This window comes from Chryseobacterium sp. KACC 21268 (assembly GCA_028736075.1).
GTDB lineage: Bacteria > Bacteroidota > Bacteroidia > Flavobacteriales > Weeksellaceae > Epilithonimonas.
The window spans coordinates 2688227-2705921 of sequence record CP117875.1 but is presented as its reverse complement, the minus strand read 5'-3'; the positions used below and the strand labels follow the sequence as shown (position 1 = coordinate 2705921).

At 36.5% G+C, this 17695-nt stretch carries 22 protein-coding genes; 1 reads left to right on the top strand and 21 read right to left on the bottom strand.

Annotation, left to right across the window (positions count from 1 at the left end; translation table 11 throughout):
* Positions 1-77: 77 nt before the first annotated feature.
* The 9 genes from PQ459_12630 to PQ459_12590 form a co-directional block, all read right to left on the bottom strand.
* The gene (locus PQ459_12630) at positions 78-404 is read right to left on the bottom strand and encodes a multidrug efflux SMR transporter (GenBank protein WDF45741.1); all 327 of its coding nucleotides are present in this window, start codon (positions 402-404) and stop codon (positions 78-80) included.
* 68 nt (positions 405-472) lie between these two features.
* Positions 473-1036, bottom strand: coding sequence for a Crp/Fnr family transcriptional regulator (locus PQ459_12625; protein ID WDF45740.1), 564 nt, complete (start codon positions 1034-1036; stop codon positions 473-475).
* Between the two features lie 93 nt (positions 1037-1129).
* Entirely contained in the window at positions 1130-1438 is a 309-nt protein-coding gene (locus tag PQ459_12620; protein WDF45739.1) for a putative quinol monooxygenase, read from the bottom strand.
* A gap of 2 nt (positions 1439-1440) precedes the next feature.
* On the bottom strand, positions 1441-2118 hold the full coding sequence (locus tag PQ459_12615; GenBank protein ID WDF45738.1) for a type 1 glutamine amidotransferase domain-containing protein: 678 nt from the start codon (positions 2116-2118) through the stop codon (positions 1441-1443).
* A 128-nt stretch (positions 2119-2246) separates the two neighbouring features.
* Entirely contained in the window at positions 2247-2810 is a 564-nt protein-coding gene (locus PQ459_12610; GenBank protein WDF45737.1) for a Crp/Fnr family transcriptional regulator, read from the bottom strand.
* Positions 2811-2822: 12 nt separating this feature from the next.
* Entirely contained in the window at positions 2823-3404 is a 582-nt protein-coding gene (locus tag PQ459_12605; protein WDF45736.1) for a TIGR00730 family Rossman fold protein, read from the bottom strand.
* Positions 3405-3417: 13 nt separating this feature from the next.
* Positions 3418-4017, bottom strand: coding sequence for a hypothetical protein (locus PQ459_12600; GenBank protein ID WDF45735.1), 600 nt, complete (start codon positions 4015-4017; stop codon positions 3418-3420).
* A gap of 127 nt (positions 4018-4144) precedes the next feature.
* Complete coding sequence (locus PQ459_12595; GenBank protein WDF45734.1) at positions 4145-4675, bottom strand: hypothetical protein; 531 nt, start codon at positions 4673-4675, stop codon at positions 4145-4147.
* Positions 4676-4721: 46 nt separating this feature from the next.
* Positions 4722-6059, bottom strand: a complete 1338-nt coding sequence (locus tag PQ459_12590; GenBank protein ID WDF45733.1) for an alpha-amylase family glycosyl hydrolase — start codon at positions 6057-6059, stop codon at positions 4722-4724.
* 401 nt (positions 6060-6460) lie between these two features.
* Here PQ459_12590 and PQ459_12585 point away from each other — a divergent pair, with 401 nt between their 5' ends.
* Positions 6461-7231, top strand: coding sequence for a glycosyltransferase (locus PQ459_12585; protein ID WDF45732.1), 771 nt, complete (start codon positions 6461-6463; stop codon positions 7229-7231).
* A 43-nt stretch (positions 7232-7274) separates the two neighbouring features.
* Here PQ459_12585 and PQ459_12580 read toward each other — a convergent pair whose 3' ends face one another.
* From PQ459_12580 to PQ459_12525, 12 genes are all read right to left on the bottom strand, one after another.
* Positions 7275-7820 (bottom strand): FG-GAP repeat protein, encoded by a 546-nt coding sequence (locus PQ459_12580; GenBank protein ID WDF45731.1) that lies wholly within the window; start codon positions 7818-7820, stop codon positions 7275-7277.
* A gap of 13 nt (positions 7821-7833) precedes the next feature.
* A complete protein-coding gene (locus tag PQ459_12575; GenBank protein WDF45730.1) occupies positions 7834-8397 on the bottom strand; it encodes a hypothetical protein in 564 nt (187 codons plus the stop codon).
* A gap of 135 nt (positions 8398-8532) precedes the next feature.
* Positions 8533-9585 (bottom strand): T9SS type A sorting domain-containing protein, encoded by a 1053-nt coding sequence (locus PQ459_12570; protein WDF45729.1) that lies wholly within the window; start codon positions 9583-9585, stop codon positions 8533-8535.
* 231 nt (positions 9586-9816) lie between these two features.
* On the bottom strand, positions 9817-11352 hold the full coding sequence (locus PQ459_12565; GenBank protein WDF45728.1) for a tetratricopeptide repeat protein: 1536 nt from the start codon (positions 11350-11352) through the stop codon (positions 9817-9819).
* Between the two features lie 182 nt (positions 11353-11534).
* On the bottom strand, positions 11535-12341 hold the full coding sequence (locus PQ459_12560; GenBank protein WDF45727.1) for a hypothetical protein: 807 nt from the start codon (positions 12339-12341) through the stop codon (positions 11535-11537).
* A 29-nt stretch (positions 12342-12370) separates the two neighbouring features.
* Positions 12371-13036 (bottom strand): hypothetical protein, encoded by a 666-nt coding sequence (locus PQ459_12555; GenBank protein ID WDF45726.1) that lies wholly within the window; start codon positions 13034-13036, stop codon positions 12371-12373.
* 197 nt (positions 13037-13233) lie between these two features.
* The gene (locus tag PQ459_12550; GenBank protein ID WDF45725.1) at positions 13234-13677 is read right to left on the bottom strand and encodes a hypothetical protein; all 444 of its coding nucleotides are present in this window, start codon (positions 13675-13677) and stop codon (positions 13234-13236) included.
* Positions 13678-13686: 9 nt separating this feature from the next.
* Positions 13687-14484 (bottom strand): hypothetical protein, encoded by a 798-nt coding sequence (locus tag PQ459_12545; GenBank protein ID WDF45724.1) that lies wholly within the window; start codon positions 14482-14484, stop codon positions 13687-13689.
* A 16-nt stretch (positions 14485-14500) separates the two neighbouring features.
* Positions 14501-14893: a hypothetical protein gene (locus PQ459_12540; protein WDF45723.1), complete on the bottom strand. Its 393-nt coding sequence runs from the start codon at positions 14891-14893 to the stop codon at positions 14501-14503.
* A gap of 290 nt (positions 14894-15183) precedes the next feature.
* A complete protein-coding gene (locus PQ459_12535; protein WDF45722.1) occupies positions 15184-15852 on the bottom strand; it encodes a DUF2461 domain-containing protein in 669 nt (222 codons plus the stop codon).
* Between the two features lie 90 nt (positions 15853-15942).
* Positions 15943-16860 carry a T9SS type A sorting domain-containing protein gene (locus PQ459_12530; GenBank protein ID WDF45721.1) on the bottom strand — a complete coding sequence of 306 codons (918 nt, stop codon included), beginning with the start codon at positions 16858-16860 and terminating at the stop codon, positions 15943-15945.
* A 100-nt stretch (positions 16861-16960) separates the two neighbouring features.
* Positions 16961-17668 carry an endonuclease gene (locus PQ459_12525; GenBank protein ID WDF45720.1) on the bottom strand — a complete coding sequence of 236 codons (708 nt, stop codon included), beginning with the start codon at positions 17666-17668 and terminating at the stop codon, positions 16961-16963.
* Positions 17669-17695 lie beyond the last annotated feature (27 nt).

Sequence of the window (17695 nt, the reverse complement as noted above, 5' to 3'; positions counted from 1 at the left end):
AGATTTATTGAAAGCTAAGTTAACAAAAAAAACTGAAATTTATACATCATCTTATATACATATTAATATTATGTTAATTAATGCGCAACTGCTTTTAGTCCAACTATCGAACCTATCAATGTGATAAGAAAGAATATCCTCAAGAATGTTGCTGGTTCTTTGAAGACCAAAATGCCTACCAGTACAGTTCCGACAGCACCAATTCCTGTCCAGACGGCGTAAGCTGTTCCGATGGGCAAAGTTTGCGTCGCCTTGATCAGAAGACTCATACTCGTTACCAAAGCCAGGAGAAATCCTGCGTACCACAAGTACATTTCATTCCCAGAAGTTTCTTTTGCCTTTCCAAGACAATAAGCAAATGCCACTTCAAACAGTCCCGCGATAATCAATATGATCCAATTCATTTTCTTTAATTTTTGACAAAGTTCAGACAAAAAGATGCATTTTCATTTTACCTACGATAAAAAATATACTATTTGATCTCGGCCCTGATTCTGCTCAGACTGACTTGTGTGATCCCAAGATAAGACGCAATATAGCGCAATTGAACACGCTGAATGAGATGTGGCGTTTTCTCCAAAAGTTCGATATAGCGTTCTGTAGCCGTCTTTGTCTGTCGAGAAATGAAAAGTTGCTCGGTTTTCGCCAACTCTTTTTCTGCAAATTTTCGTCCCCAATTGGCCAGATGAATGTCCTTAATGAAAAGATCCTGCAGATCGCTAGACTTAATTTGATATAATTCCGAATCTTCCAAAAGCTCGACGTCCTCGTATCCCTTTTCGTTGGAAATGTAGCTCATCATAGACAGAACAGTGCTTCCTTCTTTACCAAACCAAAAAGTGATCTCATTTTCGCTGTCATTAGAAAATGCTCTTGCAATTCCCTGTTTGATAAAATAGACATTCGATTCTATCTTATCTACATTGATGATGATTTGTCCTTTTGGATATTTAATTAAGCTGATATATTTTTTGACCAATGATTTTGATGAATCTGGAATCGGGTAGATGTCGTCGAGTATTTGGTCGATGGTCATAACTAAAGAACTTTAAATATTGAAGGTTTAAAAGTAATTAAAAAAGCCGATGTTCTAAACTTCAGCTTTCTATTATTTCTTTTTAGATTTGAGTTACAGACCAAGTTCCGAAGCCAAGATAACTTCTCTATTTTCCAACAACGGAATGATTTGCTTTACTGCAATTTCCTGATAATGCTCGGAGTTTTTATGAACTTCGATGCTCGCCATATCTTTATAACTCTCATTCAGTATCAAAATATTGCTGTCCGAATTATCTTGATAGATTTTGTAAAATATATTTCCTTCTTCCATTGTACTTTTTTCAATTAATGATGGAAGCAAATTCAAAACGGTTTGTAGATTTCCATTCTTTACTTGCCATTTGGCGAAGATGAAAATAGCTTGTGTTTGATTTTCCATAATTAATTTTTTTGATTTAATAAAGCCACAATTTTCTCTCCAACACCTCTCGCGGATTCAGGGTTTTGACCTGTCACAAGATTTCCGTCTGCAATGCTGTGCGCTGACCAAGCGGTTTCTGCGTGGAAGATGGCGCCTTGTTTTGATAGTTCGGTTTGAAGGTCAAAAGGAACATCGGCAATTGCGTACATCGATTCTTCTTCTGTAGTGAATGAAGTGATGTTTTTTCCATCAACCAAATATTTTCCGTTGCTCAGTTTTACATTCAACAAGGAAACAGGACCGTGACAAACTGCGCCTACAACTGCACCGCGCTCATAAGTTTCGGCAAGTACACTTTTCAAAGTTTGATGTTCCGGCATATCGACCATCGGAGCCAATCCGCCTGGCGTGAAAACGGCATCATAAACGGTCGTGTCCACATCGCTTAGTTTAGTCGCTTTTTGCATTTCTGCCCAACCGTCACCCGTTAAGAATTTCAAATTGTCTGGGTCGCCGGCAAGGTCCAATCCGTCAAGGTAAGGTGTTTCGCCAGTCAATGAAGCAAAATCGATTTGGAATCCGGCCTTTTCGAAATCTGCGTATGGATGCGCTACTTCTGGTAAGAATGTTCCAGTTCTTCTGTTGTTTGGTCCAATTTCGTTGGCGTTTGAAACGATGATTAAGATTTTCTTTTTCATATCCTATAATTTTAATTGTTAATGATTTTATTTAAAATTGATAAGACAAAAGTAGCTTCAACACCGCCTTGAAGAGAAGGACACAAGTCACAAAAAAAGTGTGACCGTAATCACACTTTCTGTATTTTTTATTTGGAATAAAGTCTGCTGAGCGTCTCCCGACTGACACCGAGATATTCCGCAATCAGCTTTTTTGGAATGCTTTGAAGCAAGTCGGGATAGAACTTTGAGAATTCTTCGTACCGCTGTTGTGGCGTGCTGGAAAGCAAAAGTTTGACGCGTTGCTGGAGCGCGATGTAGCCATTGGTCAATTTCATTCTGTAGAAATGTTCCATCTTGTGGAGCTCCGACGACAGTTTTTCCCTGCCTTCCAAAGTAGAGACCAAAACTTCGCCAGCTTCGATACATTCGATGTACATTGTTGCTTTTTTATTTTGGAAAAATGCCTGATAATCGGACATCCACCAATTTTCTTTCGCAAATTGCAGAATAAATTCCTTGCCTTGCTCGTCCAGATAGAAAACTTTGAAGATGCCTGACAGAACCAAAAATTCATACTGAGCATCATCACCTTCATTAATGAGAAACTGATTTTTCAACGTTCGTTTTGGCGTGAAGAATGGTTTTATCAAATCAAATTCATCATCCGTCAATGAGACGATTTCTTCAATATGCGTGCGCAGTTTTTCCATTGGATTTGCTTTCTAAACCTCTTCTTTTGTAATCCACTTTCCGACAGTTGGTGCTTCGTAATTTTTCATCTTGTCCAACAATTCTTCGATATTATCGCTTACGATGAGCATATCTTGGTTCACTTGTTTGAGAAAACCTTTGTCAACGGTCGTTTGAATGAATGTAATCAATGAATCATAAAATCCATTGATATTCAGGATGGCGATTGGTTTTTTGTGAAGCCCCAATTGCGCCCAGGTCAGCATTTCGAAAAACTCTTCCAAAGTTCCAAAACCGCCTGGCAAAGCAATCACGCCATCGCAAAGGTCGTTCATTTTGGTTTTTCGTTCGTGCATTGTTTCAACCAAAAATAATTCGGTCAGGTGGTCGTGGGCAACTTCTTTTGACCTGAGGAAGTTGGGCAAAACACCAAAAACCTCGCCACCTTTTTCCAAAACGCCATCTGCGACAGCGCCCATCAATCCGACGTTTGCACCGCCATAGACCAATCCGATATTTTCTTCTGCCAGTTTGTTTCCTAATAAAATGGCTTGTGTTTTATAAATCTCATCGGTTCCGAAGCTGGAACCGCAAAATACTGTTACTCTTTTCATAATTCCTTAAATTCTATCTAATCCAGCCCACTAATTTTTTCCAATTTTCCATCTCCGTTTTTCTTTTAGTCAAATCTTTTGGTGGCAAATGATTTTCGTTTTTTGCCTGCGTTCTGATGATTTCCGTTTGTTCCTCCAGCGTGTTCAAACCAATCGATTTTCTTCTTTGATTGACTTTCTTGATGTCGTCAATATCATTTGGGCTCAATTCTCCATTGTCGTCCCAGTCAAATTGGGTTCCGTAAAGTTGCGGTTTATTTTCAAAAGTCGCAATTCGGTCTATGAGATAGGCGAGATTTCTGGCGTCAGCTTTCTTTTTTTTAACCTCAATTGCCAAAAGTTCCGCACATCTTTTCATAAACTCGGGCTTCCCAATCGAATGTTGAATCACTAGCCAAGCTGAATATGCTGATTGATTTCCCACTTTCTCAACCGTTGGAAATCCGATGATTTCTATAATCTCATTCAAAACTTCCGCATTTTGATTGTGAAGATTTTCCATTTCTTTATTATAACCTTCGCCCAATTTCCCTTCTGAAATCAATTTTTCCCGAAGCTCCAAATCTGCATTTTGAAGTCCGATGATGATTTCGGGAATGTCTTTTTGGTTCATATCGATTTGAAATTGTAAGTCAATTAAAATATTTTAAATCACCATAAATAAATGCTCGCAAAATTAAGCAAAAAAAAGGCTTAAGTAAAAACTCAAGCCTGTCTGGTTATCTTTTAAAATTCATTTATTACAAACTGATTGTCGGTTGCGAACAATCTCCTTTTTTAAATGGGTGATTGTTTTCGTCTTTCAAGGATTCTACATTTTGTGTCTTCGGTTTGTACACCAATTTGAATGTTCGATTCTGATAGTTCTCGGCCTTGTCTGGCGTAAAATTCAGCGTGTTTTTTTCGATTTTATAATGGCCATCGATGTAGCGTAATCTTTGTGATGGTGCGTAGATATCGCCACTTTTATACTTTGGATTTTTTTTTGAAGCATCATAATTATATGTTGTAATTATCAATCTTGCATTGCTTCCCGCCCAACCATATTCCAGAAGATTTTCGGTAACGTACACCAGAGAATCCTTTTTTTCCTCGACCTTGTAAACAAAACATTTCTTAGAATCCTCTGAGATTATAGTCTCGTAATCTTTTGCTTTGGGCGGTTCTGGGAGATTTTGCTTTACAATAGGCGGTGCTTTTTTAGTTTTCTTTTGTTGTCCGAATGCCAATCCATTGAGAATTAACAAACTCAAAATCAATACATTTTTCATAGTTTTAAATATTTGAAAATTAATCATCAAAACTTCCGCCAATTTCTCAGTCCAGTTTTGATTGTGTTTGATGCAAAACCAAATATTCCCAAGGCTCCATAGTGATGATGACGGTTTCGGAAACCGTTTTTTCTTCGCCGGTAAAAAGATTTTTATAAATTCCCTTGTCAAATGACGTATCAAATTGTACCATAATCAATTCCTTGCTGAGATTGACAAATGCTAAAACTTTGTCGCCATTTTTTTCTCGAACAAAGGAAATCACCTGGTCCATTCGGTCATTCATAATTCTCACCATTTCTCCGCCCCAATCGCCGTTCCAGAGCGCTTGGTTTTGATGTTTTAATGAAAATAGAGTGGTGTAGAGCTTTTCGAATTTGTGAGGTGTCCAGTGAATCGGGTCTTTTTCAAAAAATTCTAGAGAGCGGTCGAGTCCAGCTTCTTGTCCGCTGTAAACCAACGGAATGCCGTCCATCAAAAAAGTAAAAACAGTGGTCGCTTCCAACGCTTCACCAAAATTATCGTACTGATTGCCTTCCCAGGAATTCTTGTCGTGATTGTCGATGAAATTCATTCGTATTCCGGCTTTTGGGAAAATGGAAACGTGTTCTGCAATGTAAGCTTCAGTAAGGGTTTTCACGCTCAGGTCATTCTGAACAATCTGATGAAGAATATTCCAAAGCGTCCAGTTGTACGTGGAATCAAAAGCCTTGCGGTGAAGTTCTTTGTCTTCGGCTTCTGCGAGCATAAAAATCGGTTTTATTTTGTCAAGTTCTGCTCTTGCATTTTCCCAAAAATCAATCGGGACAAAACTTGCAATGTCACAACGGAAGCCATCGATGTTATATTCTTCGACCCAATATTTCATCGCGTCGGTCATATATTTTCGGAGTTCCGGTTCCTTGTAATTAAGTTCGATAATATCATCATAATCCCGCCAGCGCGTGGATTGGAAAGTTCCTTTTCTGGATTTCATATACCATTCGGGATGTTCATCAACCAAATGATTGTCCCAACTCGTGTGATTCGCAACCCAATCCAAAATCACGTACATTCCTTGATTGTGAATCGCTTTGACCAAACTTCGAAAATCATCTTCCGTCCCAAACTCCGCATTGATTCCCAAATAATCTTTCACCGAATAATAACTGCCCAAACTGCCTTTCCGGTGCAATTCTCCAATCGGATTGATGGGCATCAACCAGATGATATCGATTCCCATTTTCTTGAGTCTTGGAAGTTGTTTTTCGACGGCCTGAAAATTACCTTCTTCGGAAAACTGCCGGACATTCAGTTCATAAAGCGTTGTATTTTTCACCCAATCGGGCGTGGAAAGTTCTACGTATTTCTTTGGCTGGTAATTGTTCTCAGGCTGATTTTCCATAGATGTCATTAATCAAATTAAAAAAAATATTGCAACGAATATCATACCCAAGAGTTTATTATCATTAAATATAATATTGAACCACATAGGCACATAAGGAAATATCCTGCTTTACTCTGATAAAGATTACATAGAATTAGATGCCCGACTATTTTTTCTTATATCATTATAGAAACTATGTGCCTATGTGGTTAATAAAAATTTATAATGTAAATTAAGACAAGCTCTAAGTGATTTGGGATTTTATATTTTTAATGAAATCTCAATCATATCAACACTTCATTAAATATTTTTATTAATAAAATTTCCTTCAAAATTATACAAAGGTTTGATGTTTGCAAGGAATAAACGAGTTGCAGAGATTTCTGCTTTCTTTATTAACATTCAAAAAATAAAAATTTATGATTCCAAAAAAAATACATTATTGTTGGTTTGGCGGACAGGCAAAAACCGAATTGGTAGAACATTGCATCGCCACTTGGAAAAAAGTGCATCCGGATTTTGAAATTGTGGAATGGAACGAAAGCAATGCACCTCTGGAAGACAACAACTACGTGAAAGAAGCTTTTGCTCAGAAAAAATGGGCATTTGTTTCGGATTATGTTCGCTCCAAAGTAATGCTGGACCACGGTGGAATCTATATGGACACGGATATGGAACTGAAACTTCCGCTGGATGAGTTTCTGGATGAGAAGGCCGTTTGCGGTTTCGAGGTGAAAGGTGTTCCTTATTCTGCATTTTGGATGGCAGAGCCGAATCATCAGCTTTCTAAGGATTTTGTAGATTATTACGACAAGCAAAATGGTTTTGTAGAGCGCATCAACACAGATATTTTTTCCGAAATGCTCGAGAAAGAATATGGCGCAGACCGCTACAGCGACACGATTCAAAAATTGAAACACGATGTGACGCTTTATCCATCCATCTATTTCTCTCAGGACTTACCGAAGAATTATGTGAGTCATCATTTCAACGGTTCCTGGTTTGGTGGTGATGAGGAAAATACACACAAAAAAATGGTCAATACTTACGGACTTTTGGAACAATTGGTCAATCAGCCCGATGCGAAAAAAGCGGTGGAAAGCATCATCAATGAACATAAAATCATCGATGTAAATTCCATCTTAGACTTGATTCCGCAAGAACAAATTGAAGCTTATTTGAAAGCTTAATATATTTAAATCTCTACTGATTCATTTTAGTAGAGATTTTTTTTTAATATGCTTTTCCTCCCGAAATTTTCAAAACGTGTTCTGTTTTGATGGACGGACAGCATCTGCCGTCGGTTTCCGCATATTCCATTTTTTCGACGTAGATTTTGCCTTGGCTTATCTTTTTAAAATTAAATAAATAATCAGGCTCATAGCCAGCAATCACCTTCACAGAAGTTCCCGTGTTTTGATATAATGCGATTCCCTGTCCCACGATAACGTTTCCGCCGTCATTGGAACCGAGTGAAAAATAGATGGCAACATCGGCAACGCCATCTCCAGTAAAATCTCCAGTGAAAGTATCCTGACTATCGATGTAGCCATTGTGCGCTTCCAGAATCGTTGGGAGATATTTTTTGAATTGTGTTTCCGCGATTTTTACGGCTTTCTCTGTCGAAATGGTTTTTTGTTTTGTTTCAGTTTTTATTGAAACTAGAGTTTTATTCTCCGAAGATGATTGTGTGGTTTGTGGCTTTTCGTTTTTATCATTACAATTTGAAAAACAAAAAGGCAAAGTCAGTAATGCGAAAAATTTATATTTAAATTTCATAATTCAATCGTTTTTATTCCTGCTGAATCCATTCGTATTTTCTGTTTTTCAGATATATGACGCCACCGCCACAGGATTCTGCCTGATGGATGAAAATCCCGTCGTTCGGAAGTTTGATTTTGTCTGATTCTTTCACTTGGTCTTCCGTGAGGATTTCGCCATCATCGCTGACGTTGTTGTAATAGATTTCGTTCTTTGGAGCAACTTCGAAGATGCCAACCCAGTCGATGTCATCAATGCCCTGTCCTGCAATATCTTTTCCCATCCCAAGATAATCCAGTTTTTTGTTGCCGAACAGAATTTCCAATCCATATTTCTGATTTTCAAGGTTCTGAACGATATTCACAACATCCTTCAATCCGTCTCCGTCCAAATCCAAAGAAATAGAATTTGGCTTGTGCTTTTTTGAAATGACAATTTTGTCGTTTACTTCTGGCGTTGGTTTTGGATTTGAAATTTGAAGCGTGTCTTTCGCAGGTTCAACCGAATTATAAGTCGTAACTTTTTGAGTCTTTTCCTTTTGACAGCTGAGAATCATTAGACAAGAAATGAAAAGTGTGGTTACTGTTTTTGTCATTGGTTTTTGTTTTTAAAAATGATTCAGCAAAATTACCGCCAATGTCCTTTTGGATTAAAACAAAAATAGCAGGAAAAAACTTTTTTTACTAAGTCCATTCCCGCTATTCAGATATATAGAGACGTGTTTTGTAGTCTACTTTTTAATAAACTTAATTGTTTGTCCGTTTTCTAATTTGATTAAGTATAGACCAGATTTCAAATTTTCTGTATTGATTTTCTGATTGTTATTAATAACGCCTTTGCTCAACTGCATTCCAGAAATGTTGAAAATGGTATAGTTTTCCGCCTTTGTCAAACCTGATATTTGAAGAAAGTCGGAAACAGGATTTGGATAAGCCTGGAAATTAACTTTAGAAAAATCGTTCACAGCTAAAGTCGGCAATTGCAATTTGGAGATTTTGTTTCCGATGAAATCTGAGATGTACAAGTAATTATCCTTGATTGCCATTCCTCGGGACAACGCAATTCCAGTGACAACGTCTGTTGCGGTTGGGTTGGTTGCCGAAAGGTCTACCTTCACAATTTTTCCTACCGAAGCAAGCAAAACGTACAAATCACTGCCATAAAGAATGCTTGTGTAAGGCTCATCCTCCAATCCTGTCACAACAGTGGAGGCAGTTGGCACTGGGTCGGTAATATTGATTTTTGAAATTTTTTTGCCAACAGATTCAGAGATGTAGAGCACATCGCCGTCGAAAAATAGTCCGCTTGGCGTGCCAACTCCTGTGACAACATTGGTAGGCGTGGGTGTAGGATTGCTTAGGTCTATTTTTGAAATTTTGTTTTCGAAATATTGTGCGTAATAAAGGTCATTGCCTTTGATTTGTAAAGAGTACGCTTCGCCTGTGATTCCTGTCAAAACATCTACTGGCGTTGGTGTCGCATCTGTAATATTTATTTTGGAAATTTTCTTGGCATCAAATTCATTAATGTAAAGCTCATCACCTTTGAATGCAAGTTCAATGGCTGTGCTCAATCCACTCATAACAAGAGTTGGCGTAGGCGATGCATCATTGACATTGATTTTGGAAATGCTTCCGGTCAATGCTTCTGTGATGTACAAATCATTTCCTTTGAAGGCGATTCCCCAAGGATAGTTGATTCCAGTTGCCACATCTGTGGTTTGTGCAGTTAGACTTTGCGCGCCTATCAACGCAATGAATGATAAAGTAAAAATTCTCTTCATTTCTTTCTTTTTTCTTGTTAATATTTTGGTTTTAAATCGTGTCAACTGCAATCGGTAAAAGTTTATTTTGATAAAACAAATCTGATACTGATGCAATATTAGAAAACAAATATTACAAACGAATAGAGCAATGAAGTAAATTGAAACGAGGCATAAAGATTGAGCCTCAAGGGTCACCGACTGGTAGGGGTCAAAATTTATAACTCTATGATTGTCATTGATTTAATAAATTCATCGATTTGAAAGTTCTTTGAACAGGTCGACTTCTTTGTTGTACAGAATGATGGCTTTTGGCTTGGTGTAATGCTTTTCGGTTTCCTCCACCGAGTTTAATTTGGCGTACAGTTGTCGTCTCCATCGGTTGATAGTTTCGGCAGATTTGAAAAAGCTGACAGCAATCTGCACTTCCTCTACGCCTTCCACAATTTTCAACCAAAGTTCAAGTTGCTGTTGCGTCAAATCGTACTTGTTTTTCAAATATTCATTAAAACCATCTTTGAATTTTAAAGAAAGCAAATCCAATCGTTTTCTTTTTTCGCGCTTCAGATAAATTGAAAATGCAAAAATGACAAGACAAATTATCCCAACGGATGAAATGATGATTGTAAGAATTGTATTGTTTTTAAGTTTGATTGCCTGTTTGCCGAGTTCTGTTTTTTGGGCAAGAATTGTGTTTTGGTCTTTTTCGAAGTTGTATTGGTCTTTCAATTGTGAAATTCCAATCGTATTGTTGACAGAAATGATGGAATCGTTGTACTGTTTCAAACGTTTCTGAGAATACAAAGCGTCTTTGTAATTGCCAAGTCCTTCTTGAATCAAAGAATTGTTTTGATAATATTGAACTTTGAACGTCGGGACAAAGTAATATTTTGCTGTATCTTTTGCAATTTCTGTAATGAATGTTGAGGCTTTATCAAATTTCTTAAGACCAACCAATGCAGTAATTGCGTTCATTTTCGCTTCCAGAATTACCGCTTCATCATTGATTTTATTTGCTTCGATTAATCCTTTTTCGCTGTATTTGAAGGCGTTGTCAAAATCATTCATTTGCGCATAACTGGACGAAAGCGCGCTTAGATTTTCAAAAGTGCCAACAATGTCTTTTTTGGAATTTGAAATGTTCAAGGCCTGATTCAGATAATTGATTGAAGATTTGAAATCTCCTTTCATCGAAGCATTGATTCCCAATCCGCGGTAAACTTTTCCTTTGTTCAGAACTTGAGCTGTGTCTTTTTTCAGAATCTCCAGCTGTTTCAAAAAATATTGAGACGCTTTGTCGTATTCTCCAACGTACGCGTGACTCCAGCCCAACATATAAAGTGTGGAATTGACCTTCGCAACTTCCTTGCTTTCTTCGTAGCATTTTTTGGCTTGCAGACAGGCTTGGATAGATTCGTAGCCTTTTCCAAGATTGAATTTGCAAACCCCAAGATTGTTGAAAATCTCACAGTTTTTGTTGGATGATGGAAGTTTGATTGCCGATTCAAAAACCTTCACAGCCTCACCAAATTCCCTGAAAGCCATATGGACTTTTCCTTTTTGATTCAAGGCGAGGATTTGTTGGTCGGTGTTTTTTTTTGTTTTACTAAGGTTAATCGCTTTGTTTACAGAGATAAGCGCATTCGGTTTATTTCGCTGTTCCAAGAAACGTTTGGATTGGTCGATTAATTTTTGGATTTCGTCTTTGTCTTGAGCTGGCTTATTGATAGAAAAATAATTCTGTGAAAATCCTAAAAATAGTAACAGGAAAAAACCGATTTTTTGCATTGATATGACGATTACCGTCAAAAATAAATAAAAATAATGAAGAAAAAGTCATTATTGTTAACTAAAATTCAATAGAGCTGTTTAATGATGACTTTGCAATATTTTAAGAATTTCTCTTGTCTGATGATTGTCAACTTCGCTTCCAAAATTCACCACTTTATTTTCATAATTGAAAAATCAAATTACTTTTTGCGTTTGATTTTGATAATCAAAAAGATATAACAAAAAATGGTCACCGCAATCGAAGTGTAGGTTACCAGATGATTTCTGCCATTATCACCAAAATAGATAACGATAAAAGCCAAAATAAGAGGTAAAACCAACAACAGTTTTGAAATGTACATTTTACTTTCGTTCTTCAAAGCTTTTTGATGTTCACTTTCGAGATTTAATTTTTCAGGAAAGTTTTCCTCTACGAAGGATTTAATTTTTTCAATATTTTGAATATTCAATTCTCTTGGTCTGATGATGAATTTGCTAGTGACAATCGACAAATGTTTTTCTTTAAATATGAAAGAATTGATGTCTTTGACACTGAAAGTTTTCAGGAATTGTTTGGGATTCAAAGCGTAAGATTTGTAGTCGTTATCTTCTGTATGAAGGCATTTTAATAGAGAAGAATCCAAATAAAAAACTTCGAAGGAATCTTCTTTCTGAAAATCTTTAATGCTTTCTAAACTGGACTCATAGAAAAACAGTGGCGAGAAAAGTATGGAAGTGGCGAGGATTTCTATAAATTCAATTTCAGGTATTTGTGAAATTAAAATAATCGAAACGACGTAAATTATGATTAAAATTGAAAACTTTGTCCTTAATTTTTTATCGAGAAATATTAGAACAAAAATCAGAATAATGGCCATCACATTTCGCCAATTCAAAAATAAACTCAGCAATCCCAAAACCAGAAAAACACCAGTGAAAAACAAAAGCACCAAGTCGTTCTTTTTGCCAAAGTTTTTGATGGTGATGCTAATGTTTTTCTGCGTCATAGTTTATTCTGAATAATTAAAATAAAAAATTAATCCGTGTAATAATCAGATAAAAATCGAGCATTTTCGGGAATTATAGTGACCATTGGAAATTTATCACCTTCCTCTCTAATTTTCTCGTTGACGGTTTTTGGACTTGCTACGAATGAAACTTGTTTGCGCCAAACCACAATGTTTTCGGTGAAAGCCAAAGGAAGTTTTTTGGCAAATTCGTTAGGTTTTATAAAATCTGGACGGAACAAAATTGCAATTTCTTTGTTCATCGGTGTTTGAGGATTCTCCATAGCGATGTCGATTTTCTCTGCAATTCTGTCGATGAAGCTTTCGTCGTGGCGGTTTTCATCGGTGGTGTAGATGCAATAGAAGACGCGTTCAGTCGCATTTCCTACAATGATTTTTGCCACAGAAATTGGAGCAATATTGGTGGTCGCCAATAATTTTTTCTTCGTAGAATCTGCAATGATTTTGACAAGTCCAAAGCACAGAATCGCAACTGCAACTAGGACGATAAGCATTGTCATTCCAACGGTTTCCGTCAAGTCGCTGAAAAAAGCCATTGCGACAAACATTAAAAGTCCGATTCCGATGACCAAGGGAAGATAAATAATTCTGTTGTGCCCAAATGAGGAAACGCCGATATATTTGTTGATAATCGTAGAATCAGTTTCAAGTTTTTTTAGTTTTTCAATGTTCATTTCTTTGAGTTTTTAGTGATTTGTTTGTGAATTTGATTACAATCTGTCATAAATGCTGTAACAAATTGCAATCCAAAATTTCGTTAAAAATTAAATTTTCTCATCCTTCAATCCAATATAAAACTGGTACTTACAAACAAACTGCTCAATGCCACTCAAGGAAACGCTGACTTTCCCATTCGTCCATTCGATGTGACCTAAATCGAGGTTGTCGTATTTTTCCAGTTCACTGGAAGTTTCTTCATATAAATAAGACAAACAAAATTCACAATTGCCAGCGGAATCCAAAACGGCGAAGCGAACACAATCGAAAAGATGAACAACGGAACGATGCCTTTCAGTCCAGCCGTAATCACATTATCCATTGGCAAACGTGTTCCAATCGAAGTGAAAATACACGCCACCAACATTCCAAATAGACTTAACAAAATTGAAATACCAGCCAATTTCCATTTGCCATAATTTTGATTTTCATCTTTGTCCAAATGGAAAAATGCAGTTCCATAGATGACAGCAATAATTAGTGAAATGATGATTCGATATAGAAAATCCAAATCTGGAAACATCATCAAAGCCAAATTACCAACCAGCAAATTGATAAAAACACAAACGACAAACAGAATTAGGCTTCGGCTTTTCATAGGTTGGATTTACTTGAATTCAGTTTTGTAGAATTGATATTTTTTTACCCATTTTTCGTTTTCATAAACTTCTTCGTAACCTTTTACCACAAAGCTATTGTCGCTTTTCCAAACTATTTTTTCGATGGCAAAATCTTTGGAATTGTAGCTCGCATATTCGGTGAGGAAATTTTTTGGATTGGATTTGTCATTAATTTTCAAAATACCGATGTCGCAATTTTTATGCTCGTAAACACTGTTGTAATAATAAACAAAATACGTGTTGTTGACCGATGGAATGGGCAATTCCACACTGCCATCGCCGAAGGAAACGATGTTGTATTCATAATCATTCGTGCTGTCCAGTAAGAACAATTCTCCAAATCCCAAACTTTCCGCCGTTGAATTATCTGTGATTGCAAATAATTTCAAATCAGGATAATAACCCAAATATTCAAATCCGCTCCAACTTTTTTCTCCTCCGTAATCGCGATATTTTTTAAACTGATGTTTCTTCACAGCGGTCTGAACAAAGAAATAATCATCATTCTGTTGTGGTTTCGAAGTGTCAATGTATTTCCTTTCAGCAACGGACAAAAATTCTTGTTCAGGGATAGTTTCAAAAGTCAACTTGGGCAATTTTTCAAATCTGTCATAAAAGCCGACGTCCACTTTTTTCGTGCTGTCTTTTTTCAACTCTGGCTTTTCAGAACTTGAAACCGTTTGATGAATCGAATCTGTCTTCTTTGAATTTTCAACTTTTGCAAGTTTGTTTTCTTTGCAGGACAATGTTGAGATTGTTAATATTAAAAATAGGATGTTTTTCATTTGTGGTTTTTTCGTTTTATGAATTAATTATCCTCTGAATCATTTCCCAAGCTTTCACTTCAAATTCAAATGCAATGTCCTGTTTTGTCGTCAGTTTTCCGTGCGTTAGCAATTTTCCGCCTAAGGAAAGTGATTCTGGAATTTGGTAATTTTTTTTCGAAATGATAATAAAAGTTTTCACTCTCACGCCATTATTGGTCATCGCATTATTCTTCGTTTCTGGTTTTTTGGTGATTTCAAAAGTGACCGAAGCTCTCGAAAAAGAACTTACGCCAACACGTCTGTTAGAAGCTTTCAAAAGTTTAACTGTTTTGATTTCTTCCCATTTGATATGCCTTTTCCAAAAAATTGAATAGGCTGAAATTCCATCATTATCAATTTTAATAATTGGCAAAAGTGTCGCTGTCAAAATCTAAATATCCAAACATAAATAAATGAAAAAGAAGATGATATAAATGAAATTTGAACCCACAAAATGGTAAAACCCAACTTCATTGATGCCAAGAATTCCCACGACTAACATTTGCAACGTAAAAAGCAACATTATAATCGCTACAATGTTCAAAAACAGTATGTTGGCAAAAATCCTGTAAGTTGCTTTCAATCTAAGTTTTTATTAATTAAAATGTAAAATATATTTCTAATTCTCAATAATTTGATTTGAAAGCAAATCGCCAAAAGCTAATTGCAATTAGCCTTTCATTTTCCAATCGCCTCATTCAAAAACCGATTGAATGGATAGATTTCCTTCAAAACCTTCACCGTATTTTTGACAAAATTTTTATCCAGAACTTCCTTGTCTGACAAAGGATGGAACACGGTAAACTGCTTGAATTTGAGATAATCACCCATTGGATTTTCCTTATCAAAACCTTGTGGAACTTTCACCAATTTTGTGCCTTGCAATTCCAAAATATCTTTGAAGGATTTTTTATTGAGGATTTTCAGGAATGTCTCACCGTCAGAACTGATGGCTTCACGAATGGCTTTCAGATTTTTCGGTTCAGTCATATAAACGCCACCTGCGAGAAAAGATTTTCCTTTTTCGAGATGAATGTAATATCCAGCGTGGTTCAGCGTTTTCGGACCTTTTTCTACGAGCGATGCACCAATGTTGGTTTTGTAGGGCGTTTTGTCCTTGGAAAATCGCGTGTCTTTATAAATCCTGAAAATACAATTCTTAGCTTCCAATCGTTCCACGCTTTCGTCAAAATCAGCCACATCGACGATGATTTCGTTTACCACATTTTCAAAGTTCGCTTTGGCTTCCAGATAGAGCGGTTTGTTTTCGTTGAACCATTCTCTATTATTATTGATTTCGAGCGTTGAAAGGAACTTGAGCGTTTCTGGATTGATGGCTGTTGACATTGCTTTTTTAATTTTTATTAAAGATATTTAATTCTACGATGACGTACACAAAAAAATCCCGCTCATTTGAACGGGATTTGATAACTTGATTTACTGTTTGATAATTTTAGAACTGTAAGTTTTGCCTGACATACTTTTCAAATTGATGATATAGTTACCAGACTTCAGTGGGCTCAGATTCACTTCTTCAACATTTCTGTATTCAGCGACCTTTTGTCCAACGGTGTTGTAAACTTCAACAGATGAAACTTTTTCTCCATTTGGAAGATTCATTTTCAGAACATCTTTTACCGGATTTGGATAAAGTTTGATGTTTTCTTTTGTGAAGTCACTTACGGCCATTGAGATATCATTAATTTTCAGATTGTCTATGTAAGCGCTACCTGAGAAATTATCGTGTACAAAATTAACACCTGCGATATTCGTCTTGGCAAAATTCTCCATTGAATGGATCAGAACGCCATCAATGTAGAAGTCGATTTTGGTTTCTGAAGTGACTGTTTTCAGCTTGTACCATCTGTTTGCTTCCCAAGTGAAGTTTGCATTTTCGTAATCATAATCTTCATTTTTAACAACTTCAAGATTTCCCGTATAATTGAAAGAGTAGATGGAAATTGGCATAAACTCGTCTGTCTCCACAATTCCAAAAGTCCCAAACTCAAAAGTAGAACCTTCCAATTCTGTGATATAAACATCAAATTCTACCGTCGTAGTCTGGTAGTTGTAAGGATTTTCAAATAATTTTGCTGCTCCGAAAATAGGAAACCAGCCAAAATCTTCTGCAGTATCTACACTTATTTTAAGAGATTGTGTCCCTTCAGAGGCCCTTTCATTTGAGATTGTTTGATTGGCGATTGGCTGTTCATCATTGTTAAGAGTCACTTCCCAACCGTTTTGTCCCTGGATGGTTCCAAGGATATAAGCTTCTGAACTTTCAAAAGAAATATTATTCTGTGCAAAAGCAAATGATGATAATAAGGATAATAGTAAAAGGTATTTATTCTTCATATGATAAATTTTTTGCCAATGATAAGTAAATTTAAAATGAAATCAAATATTGGTATGACTAAAACTTTCCAACATTTTAGTTATGAGGAAGTTTTTGTCATTAATATAATTTTTGATCTTTCTGGCAAAAAAAGCTGGAACGTTTGCCTTTTCCTGTATCTTTTCTGATCACATCTTCGCCGCATTTTGGGCATTTCTTTTTGTGGTAGATCTGCCAATGCTTTTTCAGTTCATTGGTTCTTTTCCATTTCAGAAAATCAAAACTGTAGTTTCTTGCTTCGGTCAGCAGTTCATTTAATTTCTTCACAGGAAGATTGCAAACCTGGCTTTCGGGATGAATACCAATTCGAAACAACACTTCGTTCTTGATAATATTACCAACACCAGAGAAGATATCCTGATCCATCAGCGCATCGCAAACCATCATTTCAGGTTGCGCTTTCAGTTTCTTTTTGGTGTATTTGGGATCCCAGTCATCACTCATCACATCAGCTTTCCAGTCTATGGTTTTTAGAAAATCATCATCCACCATTTTAACGGAACAGGTGTAGAAGAGCATTTTTCCCTTTCTAAATGTTAAGCCGAGTTGGAGGGATTTGTCCGGTTTGGTTTGCTCGTCCACCTCATAGGAGCCAAACATCAGGAGATGAATTCGGACGCCAATTTTATCAAAGATCAAATAGGTTTGTTTGCCGTAGAGTCTGATTTCTGTCAGCGTCTTACCAATCAGTTTATCTTTATCAATCTTGGATTTCCCAAAAGCAGACACCACTTTTTTTCCCACCATTTTCTGGAGATCTTCTTTCATCAAAACAATTGTTGGACCTTCTGGCAT